General features: G+C 58.6%; 22 protein-coding genes and 1 pseudogene. 8 read left to right on the top strand and 15 right to left on the bottom strand.

The genetic code is table 11. The annotated features are described in order from the left end of the window. Window positions 1-20 precede the first annotated feature (20 nt). Window positions 21-356, bottom strand: a complete 336-nt coding sequence (locus tag D886_RS28955; protein ID WP_081717561.1) for a Rieske 2Fe-2S domain-containing protein — start codon at window positions 354-356, stop codon at window positions 21-23. A gap of 22 nt (window positions 357-378) precedes the next feature. After that, window positions 379-1,314 (bottom strand): VOC family protein, encoded by a 936-nt coding sequence (locus D886_RS0125070; RefSeq protein ID WP_027596516.1) that lies wholly within the window; start codon window positions 1,312-1,314, stop codon window positions 379-381. Window positions 1,315-1,704: 390 nt separating this feature from the next. Between D886_RS0125070 and D886_RS0125065 the strand changes: the two genes are divergently transcribed. After that, window positions 1,705-2,310: a TetR/AcrR family transcriptional regulator gene (locus tag D886_RS0125065; protein WP_027596515.1), complete on the top strand. Its 606-nt coding sequence runs from the start codon at window positions 1,705-1,707 to the stop codon at window positions 2,308-2,310. Window positions 2,311-2,364: 54 nt separating this feature from the next. Here the strand turns inward: D886_RS0125065 and D886_RS0125060 are convergent, their stop codons facing one another. The 7 genes and pseudogenes from D886_RS0125060 to D886_RS28430 all read right to left on the bottom strand — a co-directional run bounded on the left by D886_RS0125060 (window position 2,365) and on the right by D886_RS28430 (window position 7,054). Further along, window positions 2,365-3,291 (bottom strand): 3-keto-5-aminohexanoate cleavage protein, encoded by a 927-nt coding sequence (locus D886_RS0125060; protein WP_027596514.1) that lies wholly within the window; start codon window positions 3,289-3,291, stop codon window positions 2,365-2,367. Then, window positions 3,288-3,827, bottom strand: coding sequence for a cupin domain-containing protein (locus D886_RS0125055; RefSeq protein ID WP_027596513.1), 540 nt, complete (start codon window positions 3,825-3,827; stop codon window positions 3,288-3,290). Before D886_RS0125055 ends, D886_RS0125060 begins: the two co-directional genes overlap by 4 nt. Window positions 3,828-3,876: 49 nt before the next feature. Further along, window positions 3,877-4,341: a PaaI family thioesterase gene (locus tag D886_RS27310; protein ID WP_177323910.1), complete on the bottom strand. Its 465-nt coding sequence runs from the start codon at window positions 4,339-4,341 to the stop codon at window positions 3,877-3,879. Between the two features lie 8 nt (window positions 4,342-4,349). Then, entirely contained in the window at window positions 4,350-5,339 is a 990-nt protein-coding gene (locus tag D886_RS0125045) for a fumarylacetoacetate hydrolase family protein (protein WP_027596512.1), read from the bottom strand. Between the two features lie 21 nt (window positions 5,340-5,360). Continuing rightward, window positions 5,361-6,173 carry an ABC transporter substrate-binding protein gene (locus tag D886_RS28125; protein WP_177323909.1) on the bottom strand — a complete coding sequence of 271 codons (813 nt, stop codon included), beginning with the start codon at window positions 6,171-6,173 and terminating at the stop codon, window positions 5,361-5,363. 522 nt (window positions 6,174-6,695) lie between these two features. Further along, a pseudogene (locus D886_RS28950) lies at window positions 6,696-6,815 on the bottom strand (aldehyde dehydrogenase family protein); the annotation flags it as partial. 56 nt (window positions 6,816-6,871) lie between these two features. Then, window positions 6,872-7,054: an SRPBCC family protein gene (locus tag D886_RS28430; protein WP_027596510.1), complete on the bottom strand. Its 183-nt coding sequence runs from the start codon at window positions 7,052-7,054 to the stop codon at window positions 6,872-6,874. A gap of 15 nt (window positions 7,055-7,069) precedes the next feature. Here D886_RS28430 and leuS point away from each other — a divergent pair, with 15 nt between their 5' ends. Continuing rightward, the gene (gene leuS, locus D886_RS0125030) at window positions 7,070-9,664 is read left to right on the top strand and encodes a leucine--tRNA ligase (protein ID WP_027596509.1); all 2,595 of its coding nucleotides are present in this window, start codon (window positions 7,070-7,072) and stop codon (window positions 9,662-9,664) included. Between the two features lie 531 nt (window positions 9,665-10,195). On the opposite strand, the gene D886_RS0125025 is transcribed toward leuS, so the two are convergent. Further along, window positions 10,196-11,656 carry an MFS transporter gene (locus D886_RS0125025; protein ID WP_033694349.1) on the bottom strand — a complete coding sequence of 487 codons (1,461 nt, stop codon included), beginning with the start codon at window positions 11,654-11,656 and terminating at the stop codon, window positions 10,196-10,198. 98 nt (window positions 11,657-11,754) lie between these two features. Here D886_RS0125025 and D886_RS27305 point away from each other — a divergent pair, with 98 nt between their 5' ends. After that, entirely contained in the window at window positions 11,755-12,585 is an 831-nt protein-coding gene (locus D886_RS27305) for a helix-turn-helix transcriptional regulator (RefSeq protein ID WP_050580792.1), read from the top strand. Between the two features lie 470 nt (window positions 12,586-13,055). On the opposite strand, the gene D886_RS0125015 is transcribed toward D886_RS27305, so the two are convergent. Beyond that, window positions 13,056-13,571 carry a cupin domain-containing protein gene (locus D886_RS0125015; protein WP_155951472.1) on the bottom strand — a complete coding sequence of 172 codons (516 nt, stop codon included), beginning with the start codon at window positions 13,569-13,571 and terminating at the stop codon, window positions 13,056-13,058. 157 nt (window positions 13,572-13,728) lie between these two features. On the opposite strand from D886_RS0125015, the gene D886_RS0125010 reads away from it, so the two are divergent. From D886_RS0125010 to D886_RS0124995, 4 genes are all read left to right on the top strand, one after another. Beyond that, window positions 13,729-15,516, top strand: coding sequence for a thiamine pyrophosphate-requiring protein (locus tag D886_RS0125010; RefSeq protein WP_027596506.1), 1,788 nt, complete (start codon window positions 13,729-13,731; stop codon window positions 15,514-15,516). Between the two features lie 98 nt (window positions 15,517-15,614). After that, window positions 15,615-16,142 (top strand): (2Fe-2S)-binding protein, encoded by a 528-nt coding sequence (locus tag D886_RS0125005; RefSeq protein ID WP_027596505.1) that lies wholly within the window; start codon window positions 15,615-15,617, stop codon window positions 16,140-16,142. Continuing rightward, the gene (locus D886_RS0125000) at window positions 16,139-17,140 is read left to right on the top strand and encodes a xanthine dehydrogenase family protein subunit M (protein WP_027596504.1); all 1,002 of its coding nucleotides are present in this window, start codon (window positions 16,139-16,141) and stop codon (window positions 17,138-17,140) included. Before D886_RS0125005 ends, D886_RS0125000 begins: the two co-directional genes overlap by 4 nt. Beyond that, on the top strand, window positions 17,137-19,335 hold the full coding sequence (locus D886_RS0124995; protein WP_027596503.1) for a xanthine dehydrogenase family protein molybdopterin-binding subunit: 2,199 nt from the start codon (window positions 17,137-17,139) through the stop codon (window positions 19,333-19,335). The genes D886_RS0125000 and D886_RS0124995 overlap by 4 nt, the downstream gene beginning before the upstream one ends. A gap of 124 nt (window positions 19,336-19,459) precedes the next feature. On the opposite strand, the gene D886_RS0124990 is transcribed toward D886_RS0124995, so the two are convergent. The 4 genes from D886_RS0124990 to D886_RS0124975 form a co-directional block, all read right to left on the bottom strand. Next, entirely contained in the window at window positions 19,460-20,713 is a 1,254-nt protein-coding gene (locus D886_RS0124990; protein ID WP_027596502.1) for an OprD family porin, read from the bottom strand. 58 nt (window positions 20,714-20,771) lie between these two features. Further along, complete coding sequence (locus D886_RS0124985) at window positions 20,772-22,076, bottom strand: CitMHS family transporter (protein WP_027596501.1); 1,305 nt, start codon at window positions 22,074-22,076, stop codon at window positions 20,772-20,774. Window positions 22,077-22,198: 122 nt separating this feature from the next. Further along, entirely contained in the window at window positions 22,199-23,512 is a 1,314-nt protein-coding gene (gene dctA / locus D886_RS0124980) for a C4-dicarboxylate transporter DctA (RefSeq protein ID WP_027596500.1), read from the bottom strand. A gap of 62 nt (window positions 23,513-23,574) precedes the next feature. Beyond that, on the bottom strand, window positions 23,575-24,654 hold the full coding sequence (locus D886_RS0124975) for a 4-oxalomesaconate tautomerase (RefSeq protein ID WP_027596499.1): 1,080 nt from the start codon (window positions 24,652-24,654) through the stop codon (window positions 23,575-23,577). 148 nt (window positions 24,655-24,802) lie between these two features. Between D886_RS0124975 and D886_RS0124970 the strand changes: the two genes are divergently transcribed. Next, a complete protein-coding gene (locus tag D886_RS0124970; protein WP_027596498.1) occupies window positions 24,803-25,696 on the top strand; it encodes a LysR family transcriptional regulator in 894 nt (297 codons plus the stop codon). Window positions 25,697-25,737 lie beyond the last annotated feature (41 nt).

Here is a 25,737-nt window from a genome sequence, read left to right as displayed (position 1 = left end):
CAAAAGGCTTGGAAACTATTCTAGGCGTTTACTACAAAAACATTACCTTCCTCGTCCACTGCTATAGACAGAGCGCTTAGTTTCTCCCCCAAGCAAGGACCGTGAACACAAACACCTGTATCAATCTCAAACAGCGCACCATGCCCGTGACAGACGATATACTTCGATTCTCGATCGAGGTATTGCCCCCTCCTCATGGGCAACGTTGACCCGGGCCAGTGCGGACAAGAGTTCCGATATCCATATATTTCCCCGAGCTTATTGACCAAAAAAATATCGTCTTTGCCATACAGCGAATATCGGAACCCTATGGAAGTTCCTGGCAGAACATCATCGATATGGCAGATTCGCTCCATTACGTTTCGGCCCAATTAACGCCTACTGGGGACGTTCACCACCCGGCGCCCACTGTTCGCGCCAATGGAACAAGAACACCTGGGAATTATCCATGATGCCCGGAGCAATGCGAGGCTCCCAGTTGTCATCATGCTGGTCCATATCTGCGTCGTATTCGATATGGCAACCCATCGGGGTGTTGAAGTACCAGAACCAATTGGAGCCGAAGCGGTGGCGGCCAGGCCCCCAAAAGGTTTCGTAACCTTTCTCGACCAAGGCAGTGCCGGCGCTGAGGACTTCAGTCGGGCCGCCCATGTGGAAGGTGAAATGCTCACAACCTTGCAGGTGCGGTGGGGTTTGGATAAAGAACAGGGTGTGGTGCTCGAAGGTGCCCGCAGGGCGCAGGAACGGCCCCATGCCGACGAACTTGTCGGTGAGCTTGAAACCGAGGCGATTGGTGTAGAACGCCTCTGCCTTTTCGATATCGGGCACGAAGAAGACGACGTGGGAGAGTGACCGCGGGCGCGCGTCGATCAGCGTAGCCACATCGGACGGAACCCCGGTGACGTTTGCAGGACGACGGACATCGCCCGGAGCGTTCACAACCTCGGCAGGCAAGTCGAGGGGCTTGCGTACAGTGACTTGGAAGCCCAGCGCGAAACCGAGGTCATCAACAAGCTCCAAAGACCCATCGGCCAATGTCTTGACCTCACGCTCACCTTCGAACTCCTGCTTAATCTGCTGCAGCACCGAGGCGTCTTTAACGCCGTAGACGGTCTTTCGCAACATGTTTGCAGTCGGAAGATCCCAGGCCGGTAGGGAAGGATCTTTGCAATGCTTCAGCTCAACGCCGGTGCCATCAAGGGCTTCGAAACGTCCGTTTCCTACAGCTTTCAGACCGTAATCAGTCAGAAACTGCTCGCAGAGAACAACGTCATCCACACCAAAGACAAGCGTATCCGGACCAATAATGTTCATTCAATCACCTTTTTTTATTATTCATCGTGCCGTCGGCTCGACCAGCAGACCTGACGAAGCCAACCAGCGACTCACACATGAAAGGCCTGTGCACTTGCGACCACCTGCCACCCTATTTTGTCAACGTTTACTGCCTATTGGCACATCCCGTTGTGATCTGATCCTTAGGGTAAAAAATAATCTATACGGCACGTACCGTTTTGTAAAGCATTTACCATACTAATCCATTCGAAGCGAGCATCAGTCAAGCCTTCACCTCTAACCAAACCCAAGGCTAAAAGCACTGCTGTGGCAAAACCGAAGCGCAGAGACTATACTGACCGAACCGTATCGTAAGCATCTCCAGCGCGGGCTGCACGAGCGTTTTAGCCAACTTGAAAGGACGGATGCATGCAGGTTAAGAAGACCGCATCGAATGAAAAAACATCGGTCGGCCGCCCCCGCAGCGAGGCAACTCGCCGCCAAATCCTTAGCGCGACCATCGCCCTTCTCCAGGAAAAATCAATTCAGGCCATATCCATCGAGGCGATCGCACGCGAAGCTGGTGTGAGCAAGGCGACGATCTACCGCTGGTGGGACTCCAAGGCGCTCATAGTCATCGACGCTTTCATGGAAAACCACCTGGTCAAAACCACCATCCCTCGTGAGCTTGGACCGCGTGACGCGCTGGCCTACCACTTCAAATCGCTGGTAGAGCAGTATTCAGGCTGGCCGGGCCGCCTGGTTGCCCAGATCATTGCTGAAGGGCAATCGGATCCTTCGATTTTGCGTGCCTTCCGTGAGCGTTTCCACTACGGCCGCCGTGCTGTCGTACGTGAGGTACTCGAAGAGTGGAAAGCCACTGAAGAGATTTCCGCAGACACCAACATCGAGATACTCATGGATGTGATCTACGGTGCGGTCTACATGCGCCTGATGCTAAACCACGCACCGCTGGATGAGGCTTTTGCCGAGTCGCACATTGCCTACGTGTATCACCTGCTCGGCATCAACTGAACATCAAAAAAAAGCCGGCCATAAGGCCGGCAATGAGATAGACAAATCTTGGGCTTAGAATGCGGTGTTGTCTTTACCTTTCAGGGCCAGGATTTCGCGTGCCTCTGTTGGAGTAGCGATCTCGATGCCCAGGCCCTCAAGTATTTCCCGGATTTTGCGCACCTGCGCGGCATTCGACACTGCGAGCTCGCTGCGGCCGATGTACAAGCTGTCCTCCAGGCCGACGCGCACATTGCCCCCCAGGATTGCGCTGATGGTCGACAGCGGGATTTGATCCTTCCCTGCCCCCAGCACTGACCAGTGATACTGATCGCCAAACAGGCGGTCTGCGGTGCGCTTCTGGTGCAGGACATCCTCGATGTGAGAGCCAATGGCGCCGCGCAAACCAAAGATGGTTTGAATGAACAGCGGCGGCTTTACCAAGCCCTGATCAAGGAAGTACTTCAGGGTGTAGAGGTGGCTGACGTCGTAGCACTCGAACTCGAAGCGAGTCCCCGCACCACCGATCGTTTTCAGGATCCACTCGATATCCGCATAAGTGTTTCTGAACACCAAGTCCTTGGTCGCCTCAAGGTGCTCAACCTCCCAGCCATACTTCCACTCTCTGTTCTTTTTCGCCATCTCGGACAGATTGAGGTTGATAGACCCCATGTTCAGAGAACACATCTCGGGCTGCAGATCGATACCGGCGGCGGCGCGCTCATTGATCGGCATACCGGGCCCACCTCCCCCCGTGGAAATGTTCACGATCGCATCGGTTTCACGCTTGATGCGGCCGACAAACTCACGGAACACCTCCGGACTACCCGTAGGACGACCATCCTCAGGGTTTCGTGCATGAAGGTGGACAATGGCGGCACCGGCCTCAACCGCTTCAATAGCCTGCTCGGCAATCTCTTCGGGAGTCACAGGCAGGTAAGGAGACATCGAAGGGGTATGTGCGCCACCGGTGATCGCAGCGGTAATGATCGCTTTCTTCACAGTTCCTCTCCTTCGTTAAGAGCCAGAAGGACGAAGAGCATCCGGCAGTTCTTGCCCGACCTGTTCGACCAGCTATGGTTTGTGGCGCGCTGAATCAGGACGTCGCCAGACTTCATCAGCGACTCGCCTTGGTCGAGCATTGCGTAGATCTCACCCTCGAGTACTACGGCGTAATCCAACGACTCGGTTTTATGGAACCAGAAATGCCGAGGCTGCGCCTTATCACGCACGCCCTCCTTGTCGAGAAACTCGATGAGTTTCTCTTTGTCGTACGACTCATCCGGCGGAAAGTCCACGACGCGCAGCAGCGAACCACCTTCGGAATGGAAGCCGAATTTGTGCCCAGCGGGTGCGGGTTCTGAACCGGCCGCACGGCCTTCCCCTGTAGCCCAGAGCACCTGAGCAACAGGTTTCCCAGGCTCAGCAATGACATTCAGCGCACGACCATCGCTGACGATGATCGATTCACCTTTTTCATCGTGACCGGTAACAATTCGTCGCACTGCTGCGTAACCAAGCTTTGGCAGCTTATTCATCTTTTCCCCACGAGAACGAAACGTTTCGTATTATAATTACCCAAATTTTTTAAACCCTCGGACTTACATCCATGACAAAGAAAGTTGCCGAGGCATTAGCTATTAATAAATTTCTCTCAAGGTCATAAACCTCACTTCTAGCAAATGCAACTTGGCGACCAACACGATCGACACTACCAATAACTTTTAAACGAGCAGGTCTTGCCGCAGACTGCATGTTCACAGTCATGCTGGTTGTAGCGCAGGTTTTTCCAAATGGCAGCTTACTGAGCACCGCATAGGCCATCGCATAGTCCAGCATGGTCATGAGAGTCCCGCCGGAAACAACCCCGTTGCCCTGAACGGCTTTGGACGAGACCAAGAAACTGAATTCCAATTCACCTGGAGAGCCATTTACCAGTCGAGCACCGAGCTCCTTCAGTCCATCTGTTGTTTCAAGAGCAACATCAAAGGCTTGCTCGGAGATGATTCTTTCAAGCAGTGCGCGGTCGGGATTGTCGTTGAGAGCCTGCATGATCTGCCTCATTTCGTCTCTACGACACACTTCTGGAGCTGATATCCCAAGCCGGAAATCTCAGCTCGCATCACATCTCCATCGGTGAGATAGCGGTTGTAATGGGTACCGTTACCGGCAGGAGAACCAGTACAGATAATATCGCCAGGCAATATCTTGGCGTACCGGGAGATATAGGCGATCTGCTTTTCAATATTGAAGAGCATATCTGCGGTCGTCTCGTCCTGCATGGTGGCTCCGGACACCATGAGTTTCATCTGCAGATCATAGGGGTTGTCAATGAAGCACTTAGGCACAACGTAAGGCCCCAGAGGCAGGAAGCCCGGCTGCCCTTTCGAGCGGAACCAGTCGGTACCGAGCATTTTATAGTCGGTTCGCGGAATCAGGTCGCGGGCAGAGATGTCATTTACGATCGTATACCCTGCAACATAATCCATCGCGTCCACTTCACTGATGTTGTATCCTTCTTTACCTATTACGACTGCCAACTCCAGCTCCCAATCAGGCCTTTCAGTAGTGAATGGCAGAATGAGATTATCGTAAGGGCCAGAGATAGCGGAAACAGGCTTGGTAAATACATACGGTTCGCCGTTCGCGACCCGATTATCCATCATTTCCTCAGCCCACCGCTTAAGCTCTTCTTTGCTGAAACCCTCAGGACCGACATTGGCATCAACGCTCATGTCGACCACATGTTTTCGATAATTTGCACCAGTGCAAAAAACTTGCCGGGGCAGATCTACCGCTGGATGAAATTCCAGATGATTCTCATCATACCACTCGGTAGTATCTACCTTTTCAGCCAATACCTTCAGCGACTGGAAGGCGCTGGACCAAGACTCGAGAAGCGCCAGTACACTTTTCCCGCCAAGCTGCGGCATGTCGTGCTCTTCTGCCAGCGTGGAGATGGGAGCAACCTTCCGGTCCACAACCAGACCCGCGAATTTCTCGGCATTTTCATGCTGAGCAGAGAATGTACCTAATGCGAACTTTTTCATGCCCACTCCAAACTTATTTTATCAAGCCAGGTATACAACTTGATCGTACGTAACATCTGAGCCGATGAGCCCAAGCCGCCGACGATGTTCAATTAGCAGATTTACGCCATGCTCGTCAGGAATGAGCGATGCTGGAATAGACTGGACCATTGCGCTAACAGCCTTCTCAGGAATGCCTTCGCTCGCCAGACTCTTTCGGAGCTTTTCCTGATTGTCGGGAAACTGAGCGAGCGCCTCTGAAAGACACTTCAGCCACAATTGTATGCCTGGAGTCGAAGACAGCGATGACCTCCTGACAACCAAACCCTGCCCCGGGAACTCGGGGTAAGACTCCTGCACCACAGCGATCTTATGCATCCCCTCTTTGACTGCGAGAGCATCAAATGGCGGGCCAAGGAGAGTGGCATCACCCTCCCCCTTTACCAGCGACACGTACCGCTCTTTGACACCGCCTACCGGAGCGAGTGTGTAGTCATGAAAGTTCAAGCCTGCTTGATGCAACATTGCTCTCAGGGCAATAACAAATCCATTCTCAGGGGCATCAACCAGGATTTTTGCGCCGACAAGATCGCTGACGCTTTTGATGCATGGGGAGGCAACGATAGAGAGTGGCGTCGTGGCCTCTACTTGAGCCACGATGACAAAATCTTTAGGGCCTGGCCGATGATTCCAGTGGAAGACGTTATCCATCGCGGTAACGACGGCATCAACGCTGCCATCCGAGAGCGCAGCGAACTGCTCATCTGAAGAATGGTTCTGACTCGCCTCAAGCGACAAACCAGCGCAATTTTGCCATGCAGCGGCTACCGCGATAGCTGGAGGCAGGAACCACATTACTCGGAGCCTGTGATTGGTCATGTCTTATTCTCGTTTTACCTTGGATCAATATAATACTATACGTATCGTATTGTCAAACGAGCGTAAATCTCCCTTTTCCGTTAAGAAAGCCCTTATAAATCAGTCAATAGCAGAAATATTGCATTCCAGCAGATGTCACGGATCCATCGCTTCAGGAACCCGGCCGTCGGTCCTCTTTTGGCAAATGCCTGTCGCAAGCCGGTCGACTCGCTGGCGATCGGGCCAAACAGCATGGATTCAAAGCTCTCGAGGTCTTCAAAGACTAGAAACCGTCTGGGAGGGAATGCCATGAAGGCTACTTAAGCCAGCGCCAAAATTGCGGGCTGGTGTATGGACTGCAGGCCAGACAAAAAACTTCGACCAGTCAGAGATTTGATGGGAATCAAAGGGGGAGCGTAGTCTTTTCACGGTAACCGAGAACGCCACGACTCATGCTTTGTATTGGCCCGGCGTTTTCGAAAGGTTACGTGCAAAGCCAAAAACAGTGAAACTGATTAATCATACCGCTCTCACAACGTGCTTGAGCTCTTGAAATGACATCAGCCCCCACGGACCGAGCTCTCGCCCTATGCTGCTTTGCTTGTATCCACCCCACGCAGTCTGCGGGAAGATTACCTGAAACGTCGCTTGCATAGTCAGGGTTCACTCTAGTCAGGTGGCGTGCACGGCTCACCTCAACGCGAGGCTTTTGGCAGCATCTGGTCCAGCCACCAGTTGTGGAACTGGTGTACGGTCTTTTTCATGTGCGAGTAGCGCCCCGGCGTGATGAAGCGCGAATGAACTGCCTCGCCCACACCTGTGCACACGCCGATGTCCTCGCCGAGGATCGGCGATTTATCGTCGTCCAGCTCCAACAATATCGAGGCCCCCCTATGCGACAGCAGTATGATCCTGCCTGGGTTGAAAGCACGGCTCAGGCCAAATGGCTTCGCGATGAAGTATTCAAGGCTGTCCAGGACGAAAGCCGGCCAAAGTTCTATGCCTGTTCCATGCTGCCCTACCCTTCCGGAAAGTTGCACATGGGGCATGTGCGCAACTACACGATCAATGACATGTTGGCCCGTCACATGCGGATGAAGGGCTACAACGTCCTGATGCCGATGGGATGGGATGCGTTCGGCCTACCGGCTGAAAACGCCGCGATGCAGTCGGGCGTATCACCCGCTCAATGGACACGGATGAACATCGCCGACATGAAGTCGCAGATGCAGCCGCTAGGACTGGCTTTCGACTGGTCACGAGAAATCGCCACCTGCGATCCCGAATACTACAAATGGAACCAGTGGTTTTTCTTGAAGTTGCTGGAAAAGGGCGTGGCCTACAAGAAGACCCAGATCGTCAACTGGGACCCCGTCGACCAAACCGTGCTGGCCAACGAGCAAGTGGTGGATGGCCGGGGTTGGCGATCCGGAGCGCTCGTCGAGAAACGCGAGATTCCCGGCTACTACCTACGCATCACGCAGTATGGAGAGGAACTGCTGTCGGCCATCGATACCCTGGAGGGTTGGCCGGCCATGGTCCGCAGCATGCAGCGCAACTGGATTGGCAAGGCCAGTGGAGTCCGCCTGGCCTTTGTCCACACTGTCGAAGACGCAAACGGGCAGTTGATCGACGCAGGCAAGCTGTGGGTGTTCACGACGCGCGTCGATACGCTCATGGGTGTGACGTTTTGTGCCGTTTCCCCTGATCATCCGCTGGCCAAGCGTGCCACGGCGCTCGATCCAGGGCTCGAGCCGCAGGTGCAGGCGTGTCGACAGGCGGCACAGACCAGCCCCGCCGCCGGCGCGCAGGCGAAGCTCGGTATCCCGAGCGGCTTGCACGTCGAGCATCCATTGACCGGCGAACCGGTCGCCGTGTGGATCACCAATTATGTGGTTGGTGAGTATGGGGAAGGCGCCTTGATGGGGGTGCCGGCCCATGATGAGCGCGATTTCGATTTTGCCCGTCAGTATGGCTTGCCCGTACACCCCGTCATCGCGCTCGACGGGGCTCCTTATGACCCTGCAGCCTGGTCGGATCGCTACGGCAGCCAGGAAGGTCGCCTGATCAACTCTGGCGCCTATGATGGTCTCACGGTGGAGCAAGCTGCCCTGGCAATCGTCGACGCCCTGGCCGAGCGTGGGCGTGGCGAGCAAGCCACCACGTGGCGCCTGCGTGACTGGGGAATCTCCCGGCAACGATACTGGGGAACTCCGATTCCGATCATTCATTGCGAATACTGTGGCGATGTACCAGTACCTTACGCAGACCTGCCGGTAATATTGCCGACCGATTGCATTCCCGACGGAAGCGGCAATCCGTTGCTGCGGCGTGAATCGTTCCGCCTCGTCGCGTGCCCTCGTTGTGCAGCACCCGCGCAACGGGAAACGGACACAATGGACACCTTCGTCGACTCGAGCTGGTATTTCATGCGCTACTGCGATCCCGACTGCCACACTTCGATGGTAGGGCCTGGCAACCGATACTGGATGCCCATCGACCAGTACATCGGCGGCATCGAGCATGCGGTGCTGCACTTACTCTACGCCAGGTTCTGGACAAGGGCGATGCGCGACGAGGGATTGGTGGACTTCAGTGAACCATTCAAGAATCTGTTCACTCAGGGCATGCTGCTGCGGGAAAGTTATTACCGCAAGGCGCAGGACGGTAGCCGACGATGGTTCTACCCCTGCGAAGTATCGGTTCAATACGATGAAAAAGGCCGTCCGGTCAGCGCGACAGCGATCGAAGATGGCTTGCCTGTCACCCTGGGTGGCGTGGAGAAGATGTCCAAGTCGAAGAACAACGTGGTCGAGCCCAAGGACATCATCGACCGGTTTGGTGCGGACACCGCCCGGTTGTTCACCATCTTCGCCGGCCCCCCTGATCAAAGCACGATCTGGAGCGACACCGGTGTCGAAGGGGCTTATCGCTTCCTGCGCCGTCTCTGGAGCTTTGCCGTTGATGAGCAGGCACGCTGGAGCGAAAGTGACGGCCAGGCGGCAGACGCCACAGAAGCCAGCCGTGTGCGCTTCATGACCCATGACTTGTTGAAGCAAATCAATAACGATTATGAGCGTCTGCAATACAATACCGTCGTATCGGGTGCAATGAAGATGCTCAAGGTACTGGAGAGTGCCCGCAGCGTTGGTCACCAGGTCTGCCGGGAAACCATGTCCATTCTCTTGCAGGTGCTGCAACCTGTGACGCCACATATCTCCCAGGTTCTCTGGGAGGCATTAGGATTCCCCGGCGCGATCTACGACAGTGCCTGGCCGACCCCGGACAGCGACGCCTTAAGGCAGGACGAAGTGAAGTTGATGGTACAGGTCAATGGCAAGCTACGGGGGGAGATTCTGGTCCAGGCCGATGCCGACCATGACACAATCCGTGACCAGGCGCTGTCCGATCCTGTGTTGAGCAAATATCTGGAAAGCGCAGGAAGGATGATCGTAGTGCCTAACCGATTGGTGAACTTCATCGTCTGACCATTCAGGTTGTCCCCTGAAACCAGAAAGCCGGCTTTCTCAGGAAATGTCGGCTTTCTGGTTCAGGCCTCAGTGGAAAACGTGTGCATCCACCCACTTACTGCTGCGACGCGTAGCGACTGTGACGAGCCCAAAGCATAAGTTGCGCAAATGGGCGAGGGATTGCACATTTGAAACCGATCCCTCCTCGTTGCCTCCACTGGAATCCACTCGTAGCTGCAGTTGAAAGGGGTACATCTGCGGGTACAAATCCAATTTCCCATTCATAACCATTTGATTTATATAAATGTCCAAATGTTTTTTGGGGATCCTGACAGCCTTTAAGGCGATTTAGAGGCATTGAAAAACCGCCTCCAGCGTTGCGAGCCATGTATCAGCGATTGATGTCGAGCATTGTCGCAGGAACGCCCGTTCATCACTGGGGATAGCGACTGGCACGAATCCAATGCGTAAGCTGCGCCCTTAACCACGCCGCCTAACGCTCAAATGGGCGCTAGCACAATCAGTTCACGTGCCATCGCACGCTTTCTCTCAACTGCCTACCGCCGGCTGCTGTGCCTTCGCCAACATCAGCAACAAAAGGCCAACCAGCAGCGCTGCCACCAAGTTGTAGAGCATGCCCGTGACGAAAGCCGCCACGTATTGACCTGCCAGCACGACCCCGCCATCACCCGCGACCAGCGCCTTGTTGAACAGGATGCCGACTACCCCTACTCCCAGAGCCGCCCCCACCTGCTGAACAGTCGAGATCACTCCCGACGCCATACCGGCCTGGGCTTCATCGACAAAACCCAATACCAGGTTCAGCAGTGGCGTCATGATGAAACCCTGGCCGGCGCCGACCACCATCAGTACGGGGATCAACCCCGTGGGCCTCAGGGCCGCGCCCGCCATCCAAACCTGCGCAATCAATAGCCCGATCGAAACGGCATACACCATCGCACCTACAACGATGGCGCTCGCCCCCCATCTCGCCACCAGCTTGGGCGCGACGAGCGACGCTAGTACGAATCCCACGCTGCAGGGTGCGAAAATGCTACCCGCAGTCAAAGGATCAAGCCCCAGCCCGGTCTGCACCAACAAGGTGAAGCACAAGAAGAACGAACTGGACGTGGAATACACCAAAAACACCAGCAATGCGCCCAACGCGAAGTGACGCTGGGCCAGCAAGCGCATATCCACCAGTGGCAATCCGCCGTCTGCTCTTCGCTGCTCCTGCTGTCTATGGAAAAGTACCAGCAGTACTCCCGCCAGGCCCAACGACCCTAGACACCAGGCTGGCCAGCCTAGCGCCGGTCCTTCGATCAACGGCACTAGCAGCAGCACTAGGCCGGTGCTGACCAACCCTACGCCCGCCCAGTCCAGGGTAGGTCGCTGTGGTGCGCGCGACTCAGGGATATAACGTGCCGCCGCGATGGCCAACAGGCCGATAGGCACGTTGATGAGGAAGATGCTACGCCACCCCAGGCCGAACAGGTCGGCATGAATTAACCCGCCACCCAGCACTTGCCCTGCGATGGCGGCCAGCCCCAGGGTCATTCCCAGTAGACCAAAAGCACGACGGCTGTCGCCGTCATTGAAATTGACACGGATAGAGGCATAGACCTGCGGGAACAGCAACGCCGCCGCCAGCCCCTGTAATACCCGCGCAGCAATCAGGAAGCCGGCAGTGGGGGCCAGCCCGCACAGCAGGGAGGCGAAGGTGAACCCGGCCATGCCGATCACGAAGAGGCGGCGGCGCCCGAACAGGTCGCCCAGACGGCCGCCGGTAATCAGCAAGACGCCAAACGCAAGTTCATAGCCGGCCACGATGAAGCCAACCTGTGCGAAGCTGGCCGCCAACCCTGCTTGCAGGCTGGGGATGGCCACATTGACCACGAACAGATCGAAAATCGTCACGAAACCGGCTAATAGCAGCACCGACAAACCGAGCCAGGGCGGGCCGTCAACAGTGCGCACAGGCAGTACTGAAGGGTGGGAGTTCGAGTTCATCTTGCGCATCCTGAGAAGAGACGTCAGCATTCTCGAACCACCGTTAAGCGATTACAATTTAACCCTTTATGCTATTACTCAAAGTAACGAGATAAGCAATGCGAACCTTGGCACGAACACGCGTCGATCTGGCGGCATTCCTCCTGGCGCACCGCCAGCGGCTATCGCCTGTAGATGTGGGCCTACCCAGTGGTGGTCGCCGCCGCACGCCTGGGCTGCGACGTGAAGAAGTTGCCGCACTCGCAGGTGTCGGTTTGACCTGGTACACGTGGCTGGAACAGGGCCGTGACATAGGGGTTTCGGCTGCTTTTCTGGACAACCTGGCGAGGGTGCTGAAGCTGGATGCCGCAGAACGACGCCACTTGTTCCTGTTGGCTCACGAACGGCCACCTGCCGAACCCGGCAAAACATGGTGCGTGCTACCCCCACTGGTACGGCGCCTGATGCACGACTTGCCGCACCCCGCCTTTGTACTCAACCTGCGCTGGGATGTACTGGGCTTCAATGCGCTTGCTGATCAGCTGTTTAACTTTGGCTCGCACACACCCGAGCGTCGCAATTTACTGTGGCTGCTGTTTACCGATTCTGTTCTGCGAGAGCAATTGTATGACTGGGATGAACAGGCGCCGCAGATGTTGTCGGGCTTCCGGCGCGACTTCGCCCGCGCCCCACAAGATGCCGACATACATGAACTGGTGTCGGAGTTGGAGCGCGTTTCACCGGAGTTCAAAGTTTGGTGGCGCCGGCACGATGTTCACGCCCCCTCTGCAGGCATGCGCAAGCTGACGATTGACGGCAAGATCGAGCTGTTCGAGCACACCTCGCTGACCATCGACGAAGACCGCCACCTACGCCTGGTGGTCTATGCCAAGTTAGCAGAGCCTTCCGTCGCTCTGCAGGCACCCTCTGGCTATCAGCAGGCCGAATAGAGGGTGAACAACCAGAAAAGGCGCTCCGCCATGAAGCCAGCAAAACCACATACATTACTGCTCGCGTTGTGCCTGAGCCTGGGTGCCCCCCTTGCCTTGGCTGCCACAGACCTGAACGAACAGCGCGCCCCGGGCACACAATCCCATGACAATGGGCACATGAACGGCCAAGGCGATGCGACGGGCTCAGGAACACCAGGCGATAGCATGGGTACCGGTGATGGCGGTACTGATGACAATGGGACGGACAACACCGGAGGTGACGGTACCAACAGTAGCTCGGGAACCGGCAGTAATGGCTCTGGTGATAGCGGTACAGGCTCGGGCAGTGGAAGCAGCGGCTCGGCCGGTAGCGGATCAGGCTCAGGTTCCGGCAGTTAACTGAAATAGCGGATGGCGATGGGTTACTCGTTCATCGCCTATTTGGCGGCCCTGAGATCGTTTCAGCGCAAGCCCCGTTAGCCGCACACTTAACGCCAATGCGTCATCAATGCACCGCGGATGCCACTGACCGGGTCTTGCTCAGGGAGCGGCACCTTGGCGATGCGCGCCAGCGCGCGCGGGTGGGCGGCGCTGTGGGGCCGCTGGATGTCGTAGTCTTCCTGCCCGTGTGGATAGGCGCCGACCACCAGAAAGTCATCGCTGCATTGGATGCAGCGATGACCGGTACCTGCCGGCAGCACCAGCACATCGCCGCGTTTTACGCTGACGCTTTGCCCAGAGGCTCCGCCAAGCGTCAATCGGGCCTGCCCGCAAGCAATGCCCAGCGCCTCATGCGCGTTAGGGTGAAAGTGGTGATAATCGAAGATCCCGTCGCGCCACAGCGGGGTCCATTGGTGAGTCGCAAACAGTGCTTCGAAGGCACGGGCATTATCCACCGACGGATCAAGCTTCAGCCGATAGAACAGCACGGGAAAACGGCTGTTCGGCGTAGCGCCGTCGTCCTCGAAATACAACGCCTGCACGGCGGCATCTGCTGTGTTCATGAGCGTCACGATGCGCATCCTGATCGGTTGATGGGTTCAGGTTCGAACCCGCCCGCTGTAGCCAAGTTCCAGCCGCCAGATTGGTGTGCATACCGTTGAAACTTTCCCGACACCTGCCAAGTCCAGACCCCTATCGATCACTAAACGGGAGCAGGTAATGACCGGCACGGTAGGCGACTTTCTGGTGGAGCGTTTGTATCAATGGGGCGTGCGGCGCATCTTCGGGTACCCCGGCGACGGCATCAATGGCGTGTTCGGCGCGCTGAGCCGGGCCAACGGCAAGATTGAATTCATCCAGGCCCGGCATGAGGAAATGGCCGCCTTCATGGCCAGCGCCCATGCCAAGTTCACCGGCGAGCTCGGTGTTTGCATCGCGACCTCCGGCCCGGGCGCCTCGCACTTACTGACCGGGCTGTACGATGCACGCATGGACCATCAGCCAGTGCTGGCCATCGTCGGTCAACAGGCCCGTGCAGCACTGGGCGGGCACTACCAGCAGGAGTTGGACCTGCTGTCGATGTTCAAGGATGTCGCCGGTGCCTTCGTCCAGCAGGCCTCTACGCCAGAGCAGGTGCGCCACCTGCTCGACCGTGCAGTGCGTACGGCCGTCGGCGAACGCCGGGTCACCGCTGTTATTCTGCCCAACGACTTGCAGGACCTGCCCTACAACGAGCCCCCGCGGGCTCACGGTACGGTGCATTCAGGCATCGGCTACAGCAAGCCGAGGGTATTGCCGTTCGACGAAGACCTGCAGCGCGCCGCCGCTGTACTCAACACCGGGCGCAAAGTGGCGATACTGGTGGGTGCCGGCGCCCTGCAGGCGACTGAGCAAGTAATGGCGGTCGCCGAACAACTCGGCGCTGGCGTGGCCAAAGCGCTGCTGGGCAAGGCTGTGCTACCGGATGATCTGCCGTGGGTCACCGGGTCGATCGGCTTGCTCGGCACCGAACCCAGTTATCAGCTGATGAGCGAATGCGACACCCTGCTAATGATCGGCTCCGGCTTCCCCTATTCCGAGTTTTTGCCCAAGGAAGGCCAGGCACGGGGCGTGCAGATCGACCTGCAACCCGACATGCTCAGCCTGCGCTACCCGATGGAGGTCAACCTGGTCGGCGATGCCTGCGAAACATTGCGCGCACTGTTGCCGTTACTTGAATACAAGACCGAACGGCGCTGGCGCGACAAGGTGCAGACCTGGCGTGCGCAGTGGGACAAGACCGTGGCCAAGCGCGCCCTGGTCAAGGCTGACCCGATCAACCCACAACGTGTAGTGCATGAGCTGTCCCCTCGCCTGCCCGACCAGGCCATCATCACCAGCGATTCCGGCTCCTGTGCCAACTGGTTTGCCCGCGACCTGCAGATTCGCCAGGGGATGCAGTGCTCGCTGTCCGGCGGCCTGGCTTGCATGGGCGCAGCCGTGCCTTATGCGATTGCTGCCAAGTTCGCCCACCCGCAGCGGGCTGTGGTTGCCCTGGTGGGCGATGGGGCGATGCAGATGAACAACCTCGCCGAACTGATCACCGTGGCCAAGTACTGGCAACAGTGGGACAACCCACAATGGATTTGTGCTGTGTTCAACAATGAGGACCTCAATCAGGTGACGTGGGAGCAACGGGTCATGGAGGGCGACCCCAAGTTCGAAGCGTCGCAGTCGATCCCTGACGTGCCCTACCATTTGTTCGCTATTTCCATTGGCCTGCAAGGTATCTACGTAGACCGCGAAGAGGACGTTGCCGCTGCGTGGGAGCGCGCGCTGGCTGCGGATCGGCCGGTACTGATCGAGTTCAAGACCGACCCGAACGTGCCGCCACTGCCACCGCACATCAAGCTGGAGCAAGCGAAGAAGTTTGCCAGTACCTTGCTCAAGGGCGACCCCGACCAGGCGGGCATCATCGTCCAGACAGCCAAGCAGGTGCTCGGCTCGGTGCTACCAGGCAAAAAGTGATGGGCACGTCGGCTAACCGGCTGAACGTTTGCTCAGCCGGCCAGGTCGCACAACAAAGACGCAGCGGACTGCGCGAACCCTGACCGTGAGGACCTACCATGAGCGCGATCTCTCCCCATGGGGCTGAAGAATACCCCCTCCGCCTGACCCTCAATGGTCAACCCCGAACACTGCAGGTGCACCCCTGGACCACCTTGCTCGACCTGCTGCGTGAGCAGTTGGACCTGGTCGGCACCAAGAAGGGCTGTGACCATGGCCAGTGCGGGGCCTGCACCGTGCTGCGCGATGGCAAGCGTGTCAATGCTTGCCTGACGTTGGCCATCATGTGCGATGGGGCCGAGTTGGTAACCATCGAAGGGCTGGCCAACGGCGACGTTCTGCACCCCATGCAGCGCGCATTCATCACTCACGATGCTTTTCAATGCGGGTATTGCACGCCAGGCCAGATCTGCTCCGCCGTCGGGCTTGCCCATGAAGGGCATGCCGACACCCGCGAAGCGATCCGCGAACAGATGAGCGGCAACCTTTGCCGCTGTGGTGCCTACAGCAACATCGTCGCTGCGGTGGAAGAAGCCCTGCCGTTGATGAGGGCCGAGGCCCAGCCACAACGAGGGCCGAACCCATGACGCCCTTCAGCTACCACAAGCCCGCATCGGTCAGTGAAGCCGTCAGCCTGGCTGACGCGTGCTCGCACTTCATTGCCGGGGGCACCAACCTTGTCGACCTGATGAAGGAAAACGTGGTTCGCCCCAAGCGCCTTATCGATATTTCCGGCCTTGGGCTGAACGGCATCCACCCCACCTCAAACGGCGGCGTGCGGATCGGCGCATTGGTGAGCAATGCCGACTTGGCCTGGCACCCGACGATCGAACAGCACTACCCGCTGTTATCGCATGCCATCCTCGCGGGGGCATCACCGCAGTTGAGGAACATGGCCAGCACCGGTGGCAACCTGCTGCAACGTACCCGTTGCTACTACTTCTATGACACCGGCACACCCTGCAACAAGCGCGAACCAGGCAGCGGATGCCCTGCGCGTACAGGTATGAACCGCATCCATGCCATTCTCGGCGCCAGTGATGCCTGTGTCGCGACCCATCCCTCGGACATGTGCGTGGCATTGGCAGCGCTCGAAGCCGTGGTGCATGTACTGGGCCCGGGCGGTGAACGGCAGATACCCTTTGCGGGGTTCCATCGGCTCCCCGAGGGCACCCCGGAGCGCGACAATCACCTGGCAGTCGATGAACTGGTGGTTGCCATCGAGCTGCCGCCCCCGGCGTTCGACCACCATTACCGTTACCTGAAAATACGCGACCGCGCCTCTTACGCGTTCGCGCTGGTGTCGGTCGCCGCCGCCTTGAGCTTCGATGGCAAGCTGATCCAGCAGGCTCGCCTAGCGCTGGGCGGCGTTGCCCACAAGCCGTGGCGGGACCCGATTGTGGAGCGCATGCTGGCCGGCCAAGTGCCTTGCGAAGCGCTCTTCACCCGCGCCGCGCAAGCGTTGCTGCAAGGTGCACAGCCCCTGAGCCACAACGGCTTCAAGGTATCGCTCGCCCAGCGGGCAATCGTGCGGGCATTGAATGATGCGGCGCGCGGCGCCGCGGACTGGGGAACACGACCATGATCACACCCATACCGGTAGTTGGCACGCCCCTGGACCGCGTGGACGGCGTGGCGAAGGTCACCGGGCAGGCACGCTATGCAGGCGAATACCCCGAGGCGGGGTTGCTTCATGGCAGCGTGGTATCCAGTACCATCGCCTGCGGTCGGGTGCTCGACATCGACAGTTCGCAGGCCATGCGTGTGCCAGGGGTCATCGCCGTGCTCGACCATGGCCATCGTCCGCGCATCTCCAGTTACGACGACGACTACAGCGACGCCGATGCTGCGCAGGGGGCGCCGTTTCGGCCCTTGTTCAATGATCGCGTGCGCTACAGCGGGCAACCGTTGGCGCTAGTGGTCGCCGAAACCCTCGAACTGGCCCGCTATGCAGGTTCGCTGATCAGGATCGACTATGCCGAGGAAGCCCACCAGACAGACCTTGGCGCATGCCAACAGTCACATGCGGCACCTGCGCAAACACCGGCGCCGCGTGGCGACTTCGCCGGGCAGTTTGCCGGGGCCGCGGTGCAGGTGGATGCCACCTACCTGACGGCCAACGAGCACCACAACCCGATGGAGCCCCATGCCTCGACCGTACTGTACAAAGCCGATGGCACCCTGGACATCCACGACAAGACCCAAGGCACCCAGAACTGCCAGGACTACCTGCACAAGGTGTTCGGCCTGCCCAAGGCAAACATCCATGTGCGCGCGGCGTTCGTCGGCGGTGCCTTCGGCTCGGGCTTGCGCCCGCAGTACCAGTTGCCGCTGGCAGTGATGGCAGCGTTGCACCTGCAGCGCTCGGTGCGCGTCACGCTAACGCGCCAGCAGATGTTCACCTTTGGCTACCGGCCCCGCACCGAGCAGCGCCTGCGCCTGGGTGCAGATGCAAACGGGCGCTTGCTGGCGATCGCCCACGATGCGCTTGGCCAGACCTCCCGCTTTGAGGACTTCACCGAGCACCTGGTGGAGTGGAGCGGCATGCTCTACCAGTGCGACAACATTGCGCTTAGCTACCGCCTGGCATCGCTCGATGTGTACACCCCGCTGGACATGCGTGCGCCTGGGGCCGCGTCCGGGATGATTGCCTTGGAATGCGCCATGGATGAGCTGGCCTGTGCGGCGCAGATCGACCCGGTTGACCTGCGCCAGCGTAATTTTGCCGCCAACAATGCCAACGAAGGCAAACCCTACTCCAGCAAAGAGCTACTGGCGTGTTACCAGCAAGGCGCCGAACGTTTTGGCTGGCGTAACCGCAACCCCCAACCGCGCAGCATGCGCAATGGCAGCCAGTTAGTAGGCTGGGGTATGGCCGGTGGCGTTTGGGAAGCCATGCAGATGAAGGCCAGCGCCAAGGCCCATATCGATGCCCAAGGCCACCTCACCGTCAGCAGTGCCACCACCGACATCGGGACCGGCACCTACACCGTCATGACTCAGATTGCCGCCGACGCCGCTGGCGTCAGGGTGCAGGATGTCACCTTCATGCTGGGTGACTCCTCACTGCCCACCGCCCCGCTTCAGGGCGGATCGTTCACGGTGTCGTCGGTGGGCTCGGCCGTGCGCCAGGCCTGCCAGGTACTGCGCACCAAAGTGCTGGAACATGCGCGCAAAATGTACCCCCAAGTGGCCAGCACGCTCCGGGAGCAGATCGTTTTCGCCGAGGGCTACCTGCACGCGGGCAGCCATCGGCTGGCCTTGGCGGACATCGTTGCCAGCGTCCCCGGCGGGGAGTTTGCCGTGCAGATCGACGCCGAACCCGGCGCCAGGCGCCAACCGTTCTCCACCGCCACCCATTCGGCGGTCTTCGTGGAAGTCCACGTCGACGAGGATCTTGGCATGATCAAAGTAACCCGAGTGGTGAGCGCGGTCGCGGCAGGACGGGTGGTCAATCCGAAAACCGCGCGCAGTCAGATTCTGGGAGGCGTGGTGTGGGGGGTGGGCATGGCCCTGCACGAAGCAGCGTTGACTGACCATCGGTTGGGCCGCATCGTCAACCACAACCTGGCGGAGTACCACATCCCGGTCAACGCAGACAGCGGGAATATCGACGTGATCTTCGTTGAAGAGCACGACGATATTGTCAACGAACTGGGGTCCAAGGGTGTCGGCGAAATCGGCATCGTCGGGGTAGCCGCCGCGGTGGCCAACGCGGTCTACCATGCCACGGGCAAGCGTGTAAGGGACTTCCCCATCACGCTCGACAAGGTGTTGTGATTGAGACAGCCAACATCACACGGCGCAAAGCTCCTACGAGTCGACACCACGATAGCAAATGATCCCGTATTGGCCGTGCTTGGCTATCTCGAGGGCCACCACCTGTACTTGCAATGGTGCCGCATTACCAAATCGCAATGTCGTAGGTCAGGTAGATGCGATTACTGTCGCGCCCGCGGGAAAAATCAGAACGGTAGACATAGTTGCGTAGTTTTACACCCAGCCCTTTGACGGGCCCTGACTGCACAACGTAGGCCAGTTCCATGTCACGTTCCCATTCGTTGAGTTCGGCTTCAGCGGAACGACCGTTGTCCCCGCTCAGGTATCGCGCCATGAACGTGAGCCCAGGGACACCGGCTGCTGCAAAATTGTAGGCATAGCTTGCCATCCAGGTTTTCTCTTCCTCCTCGATGAACTTGCCGATGCCGACGTTGCTGAATGAATAAACCGTCGCACCGCTGATGTAGGGCAGCCCGGCATCGCCATCTAGCATCTGGTACCCGGCACCGACGGTGTGCCCGGAGTGGGTATACGACACCTGCCCACTGAACATGTCGTTGTCGATCTTGCCGCCATAAGCAGCTCCGCTGTCGCGGCTCTTGAAGTAGCGCAGGTCGGTGGTGAACACCCCGCCGGCCAAGGGTAGATCGTGCACCAGCCCTGCATAATCCTGGCGGTAGAAGTGCTCGAGCTGGCCGTGGAAGTAGCTCACACGCAGTTGCTTGCTGATGGCTAAGTCAGCACCCGCAAAGCTGAAATCGCCAGACTCGTCGCCGCCGTAACCATCCAGGTACAGGCCCGTGCTGTTGGACGAGTCGCGCTGCTTGAACCGATCCAAGTGGCCGGCGGTCAGCGTCAGGCCATCGACATCCGTACTGGTCAACTGCGTGCCCTGGTAGGTCTGCGGCAGAAGCCGGGCATCGTTATAAACAAGCACCGGTGTCTTGGGCAGCAAGGTACCGTGCTTGACCACGGTCTGCCCCACCCGCGCCTTGGCAGTCACGCCGGCACTGGCAAACTCGCCTGCAGCGCGGCCATCGTCATGGACCGGCAGCAGGCCGGTACCGCTGCGGCCACGCCCCGAGTCGAGGCGCACCCCTACAAGCCCTAGGGCGTCGAGCCCAAGGCCCAGCGGGCCTTGGGTAAACCCTGATTGGTAGTCGAGCAAAAAGCCCTGCGCCCATTCCACTCGCTCACTCTTGGCGGTCGCAGCAGCGCGGGCGCTCATGCCCTGTTCGTCGCGGAAGTTTTCGTTGAAATAGACGTTGCGCAGCTGCAGTTTGAGCTTGCTGTCGTCGATGAATCCGGCAGCGCCGGCCACAGGCAACCAGCCGCAGAGCAGGCCACAGGTGGCCCCACGGAAAACAGCTCGGGACATGTTCGATACTCTGTTGTTGTTATTGGATGAGGTGGGCGCAAGCTGCGCCCTATTTAGATCAGACGAAGAAGGACAAGGCACCCGTGAGCAAGGCCAGCGCAGTGATGACCAACGATGTCAAAACCGCCCACTTCACGGTTGCCTTCTGGAAGTCGCCGATATCTCGATCGACCATGCCCACCAGCAGCAGGGTCGAAGCCACCAGCGGGCTCATCAGGTGTACAGGCTGGCCCAGCACCGAGGCGCGGGCAATTTCTACAGGGTCGATACCATACGCGGCAGCCGCATTGGCCAGGATCGGCACAACGCCGAAGTAGTAAGCGTCGTTCGAAAGCACGAAAGTCAGCGGCATGCTGGTCAGCGCCACCACCAGCGGGAACCAGTGGCTCCAGGCTTCCGGAATCCAGTCCACGAGGGTCTGCGCCAACGCATCGACCATCTTCGTACCCGAGAAAATACCGGCGAAGATGCCTGCGGCGAACACCAGGAGCACCACGGTCATGGCGTTGCCTGAATGGGCGAGAATGCGCTCTTTCTGCAAGTCCAGTTGCGGGTAGTTGATCATCAATGCGGCGACAAAACCGATCATGAACAAGATGGCGGCGTGCATAACCCCCAGCACCAGCGCAGTCATGACAGCGATGACCAGCAACAGGTTCACATAGGCCAGCCGTGGGCGCTTGTGCGGGTTATCGCCGAGGATTTCCTTGATGTAGCAGTTACCACCACCGGACTCCAGCGCGATGTTGCCGATGCGTCGGCGCTCGGCGCGGCCAAGCAAGTAGGCTGTGAACACTACCCACGCTGCCCCACCGATGACGGTCGGCAGCATCGGGATGAAGTACTCGGTCGCATCCAGACCCAGCGCCGCAATGGCACGGGTGGCAGGCCCGCCCCATGGGCTCATGCCGCTCATGATGCTCAACGACAGCATCGATACGGTGGCCAGGATCATCGGGTTCATGCCGATACGCTTGTACAGCGGCAGCATGGCGGCACAGGTAATCATGTAGGTCGTGGTGCCATCACCGTCCAGCGCCACCAGCAGCGACAGCAAGGCGGTGCCGATGGCGATCTTGATCGGGTCGCCATTCACCCGCTTGAGAATCTTGCGGATCAGCGGATCAAACAGACCGGCGTCGATCATCAGGCCGAAAAACAGGATGGCGAACAATAGCAGCGCCGCAGACGGTGCGACCATTTTCAGCCCATCGAGCATCATCTTGCCAAGGTCCGGCGCAAAGCCGCCAATCACAGCGAAAACAATCGGAACGACGGTCAGGGCAACGATAGGAGACAGGCGTTTACTCATGATCAGGTAGGTGAAGGTCACCACCATAATCAGGCCCAGAAGTGCGAGCATGGTCTTTTCTCTTGTTTTTATTGTGTGCGGCCGTCTATAGGGCAGACGGCCCCCTACCCCACTCGACATCACTGGGATGTTGAGTGGGATTTTAAGTCAACAATGGGAGGTGGAAGCGGCTATTAGCCGTGATGCCGAGGTTCGGCTGACCAGCTGGCCTGCGCCGTGTCCGCTTCGCCCGGGGCTGCCGGGGTGCCGTTCAGGCGACGCAGCAAGGTTTCCCGATCACAAGCGTTCTCCGACAGTGAAATGACCACCGTGGCCACGGCATTGCTGGCCAGGCTAGTCAGGGCACGCGCTTCGGACATGAAGCGATCAATACCGATCAGCAAGGCAAGCCCTGCCAATGGGATGTCGTGAATAACCGTCAACGTCGAGGCCAGCGCCACGAAGCCACTGCCGGTGACGCCCGCAGCGCCTTTGGACGACAACAGCATGATCGCCAGCATTGTCAACGTTTGGCCCAACGTCAGATCGATGTTGCAAGCCTGGGCGATGAACACCGCCGCCAGTGACAGGTAGATGGCGGTACCGTCGAGGTTGAAGGAATAGCCGGTTGGCAGCACCAGCCCCACCACACCTTTCTTGCAGCCAAGCTTCTCGAGTTTTTCCAACATGCGCGGCAGAACGGGCTCGGTCGACGATGTGCCGAGCACCACCAGAAACTCCTCGCGAAAATACCGCAGCAGCTTCCACAGGCTGAAGCCGTGCGCCCGGCAGATACCCCCCAGCACGACCAGCACGAAGAATGCGCAGGCGATATAGAGTGTACCTACCAGCTTGGCCAATGCGCCCAGGGAGGTCACGCCATACTGCCCGACAGTGAAGGCCAGTGCACCGAAGGCGCCGATTGGGGCGAAGCGCATCAGGTAGCCGAAGATACGAAACACCATGGTCGAGGCCGACTCCAGTACATCGAGTACCGGTTTGCCTTTCTCGCCCATTGATGACAGAGCAAAGCCGCTCAGTACAGCGATGAACAACACCGGCAGCACTTCACCCTTGTTGAACGCCCCCATGAAGGTGTCCGGAATGATGTGCATGAAGAAATCGACCACACTGAGCTTGGCCGCAGAGGCGGTGTACTGGCTGAGGCCTACAGTGCTGAGCGTAGCCGGATCGATGTTCATGCCGACACCCGGACGGAACAGGTACACCGCCCCCAGGCCAATGATCAGGCTGACCACCGTCAATACCAGGAACAGCAGCAAGGTCTTGCTCATCAACCGCCCAAGGGAGCGCTTGTCGGTCATGCCGGCGATGCCGGTGACGATGGTGCAGAACACCACGGGGGCGATCATCATCTTGATCAGCTTGATGAACGCATCACCCAGTGGCTTCAGCGCAACGGCCTGTTGCGCCCAGAAGTGACCAACCACCACGCCCAGCAGGACAGCGCAGAGGATCTGGAAATACAGTGACTTCGCGAGTTTCATGAGGCATCACCCATTGTTGAAATTGTGCGGATGCGATGGTTGCCAACGTGATCCGCCCCTTCCTACCCTGCCATCCTGCGCAAGGTCGGGGCGTAGACGAAGCCTGAAAAGAGTCGGCGTGCGGTTCTCACCACGGAGGCCTGAAGTGTCTTGCCATCGGCACCGCTGCGCGTAAGCGCCACGTCGATACCGCCGCTCGGGTGCTCCAGACGAACCTCTTTCAATTGCTGGGCTTGATCCCCAAGCATGTCCAAGATCACCGTGCCAGGGCTGACGCAGGCAGTCGCCAGGCCAATGGCACCAGTAATGGCCAGGGCGCGGTGGCAGTTATGGGGCATGAAGTAGCGGACCTGCAGCGTGCCGTCATAGCGCGCCGGAGAAACCAACACTGGCTTTGGAATCACCATGCCGCTGACATCGCCCAGCCCCATCGCCTTGCCTGCCTTCAGGCGCAACGCCTCCAAACGTTGCAGCAGGCGCGTGTCCGCATCCAACTGCGCCGGAGTCTCGGAACCCGTGACACCCAACTGGCTGGCATCGACGATCATCATCGGCATGGCCATGTCGATGCACGTGACTGGCACACCGTCGATGACATCCTGGGCCTGGCCAGTCGGGAACAGCTTGCCAGTCTTGCTGCCCACCGCATCGAGGAAGGTCAGGTGTACCGGGGCGGCAGTACCGGGTACCCCGTCGATCGCCGTACGGCCTTCATATCGAACGATCCCGCCAGGTGTTTCCACCAGCGAGTTGACGAAGGTGTTGGTGTTCAAGTTACGGATGCGTACCAGGGTCTTGCCATCCTGGGGCTTGACCAGCCCTTGCTCAATGGCGAACGGGCCAACGGCGCACAGCATGTTGCCGCAGTTGGGCGCAGTATCGACCCGGCGCTGGGCAACCATGACCTGGACGAAGAGGTAATCGACGTCGGCGTCGGCATGCAGCGAAGGGCTGACGATCGCGACCTTGCTGGTTTGAGGGCTACCACCGCCGATACCGTCGATTTCCAGTTCATGCCCGGAACCCATCAGGTTGATCAGCAGTTCGTCGCGTTCGACCACATTGGCAGGAAGATCCCATGCATGGAAAAAGGGCCCCTTAGAGGTGCCACCGCGCATGAGCACGCAGGGAATTCGTTGCATGATTTTTGCACTCTTGTTGATCAATGGACATCATTGATGTTGTGGGCACAAGACTGACAGCTCTGTATAAATCATTCCAATGCAAATATCGTAGGCATTATTGCGATTCACACATCAATTTGCGGCCAAGGTTGGGGAGTCAACTCAGATGGAATATGAGCTTCAAGACATTCGATCTTTCGTTAAAATCGCCGAACTGGGCAGTTTCCATGAAGCTGCAGAAGCCTTGCACCTGTCCCAACCGGCACTCAGCCGGCGGATAAAGAAGCTCGAGGAAGGACTAGGCACCTCATTGCTGGAACGCACCACCCGGCGCGTTAGCCTCACCAGCGTCGGGCGGGACTTTTTGCCCAAGGCCAGGCGCTTGCTGGATGACTTCGAAGATTCGATCCTGAGCATTCGCGAACTCGCCGAACGACAGAGTGGCCAGGTCACCCTTGCCTGTATCCCGACGGCAGCGTTCTATTTTTTGCCGTCGGTCATCCGCGACTACAACGAGCAGTACCCGAAGATCCGTATTCGCCTGCTGGACCTCAGCGCCAATGACGGGCTCGAAGCCGTGCTGCGGGGTGAGGCGGACTTCGGCATCAACATGATGAGCGGCCAGCACCCAGACATCGAGTTCGTCTCCCTGGTGCAGGAACATTTCGTCCTGGCCTGCAGAAGAGACCACCCGTTGGCGAACCGTGACTCCGTCACCTGGACAGAGCTGGCCGACTACCGGCTGATCGGCGTAGGCCGCCTGAGCGGCAACCGCATGCTGCTGGACCATGCGCTGTCCGGGCTCAACCTGCGGCCAAAGTGGTTCTATGAGGTTCAGCACCTGTCCACCTCGCTGGGCATGGTCGAGGCCGGGCTGGGCGTGTCGGCCATGCCTAGCCTGGCCATGCCAAGCGCCGACCACCCGACGCTGGTCAGCGTGCCGCTCATCGACCCGCAGGTAACCCGTACACTGGGATTGGTCTATCGCCGAGGGGCGTCTCTGTCGCCCGCCGCGGAAAAGTTTGTGTCGATCTTGTTGGACAAATGGCCGAACCGTTGAAAGCAATGCGCGTCTTCCGGCCTGACGCAACGCAGGGTAAT

Source organism: Pseudomonas sp. LAIL14HWK12:I7, from assembly GCF_000483465.1.
In the GTDB taxonomy this organism is placed as follows: domain Bacteria; phylum Pseudomonadota; class Gammaproteobacteria; order Pseudomonadales; family Pseudomonadaceae; genus Aquipseudomonas; species Aquipseudomonas kermanshahensis.
The sequence above is the reverse complement of the archived record's forward strand: the minus strand, read 5'-3'. Positions and strand labels throughout refer to the sequence as shown.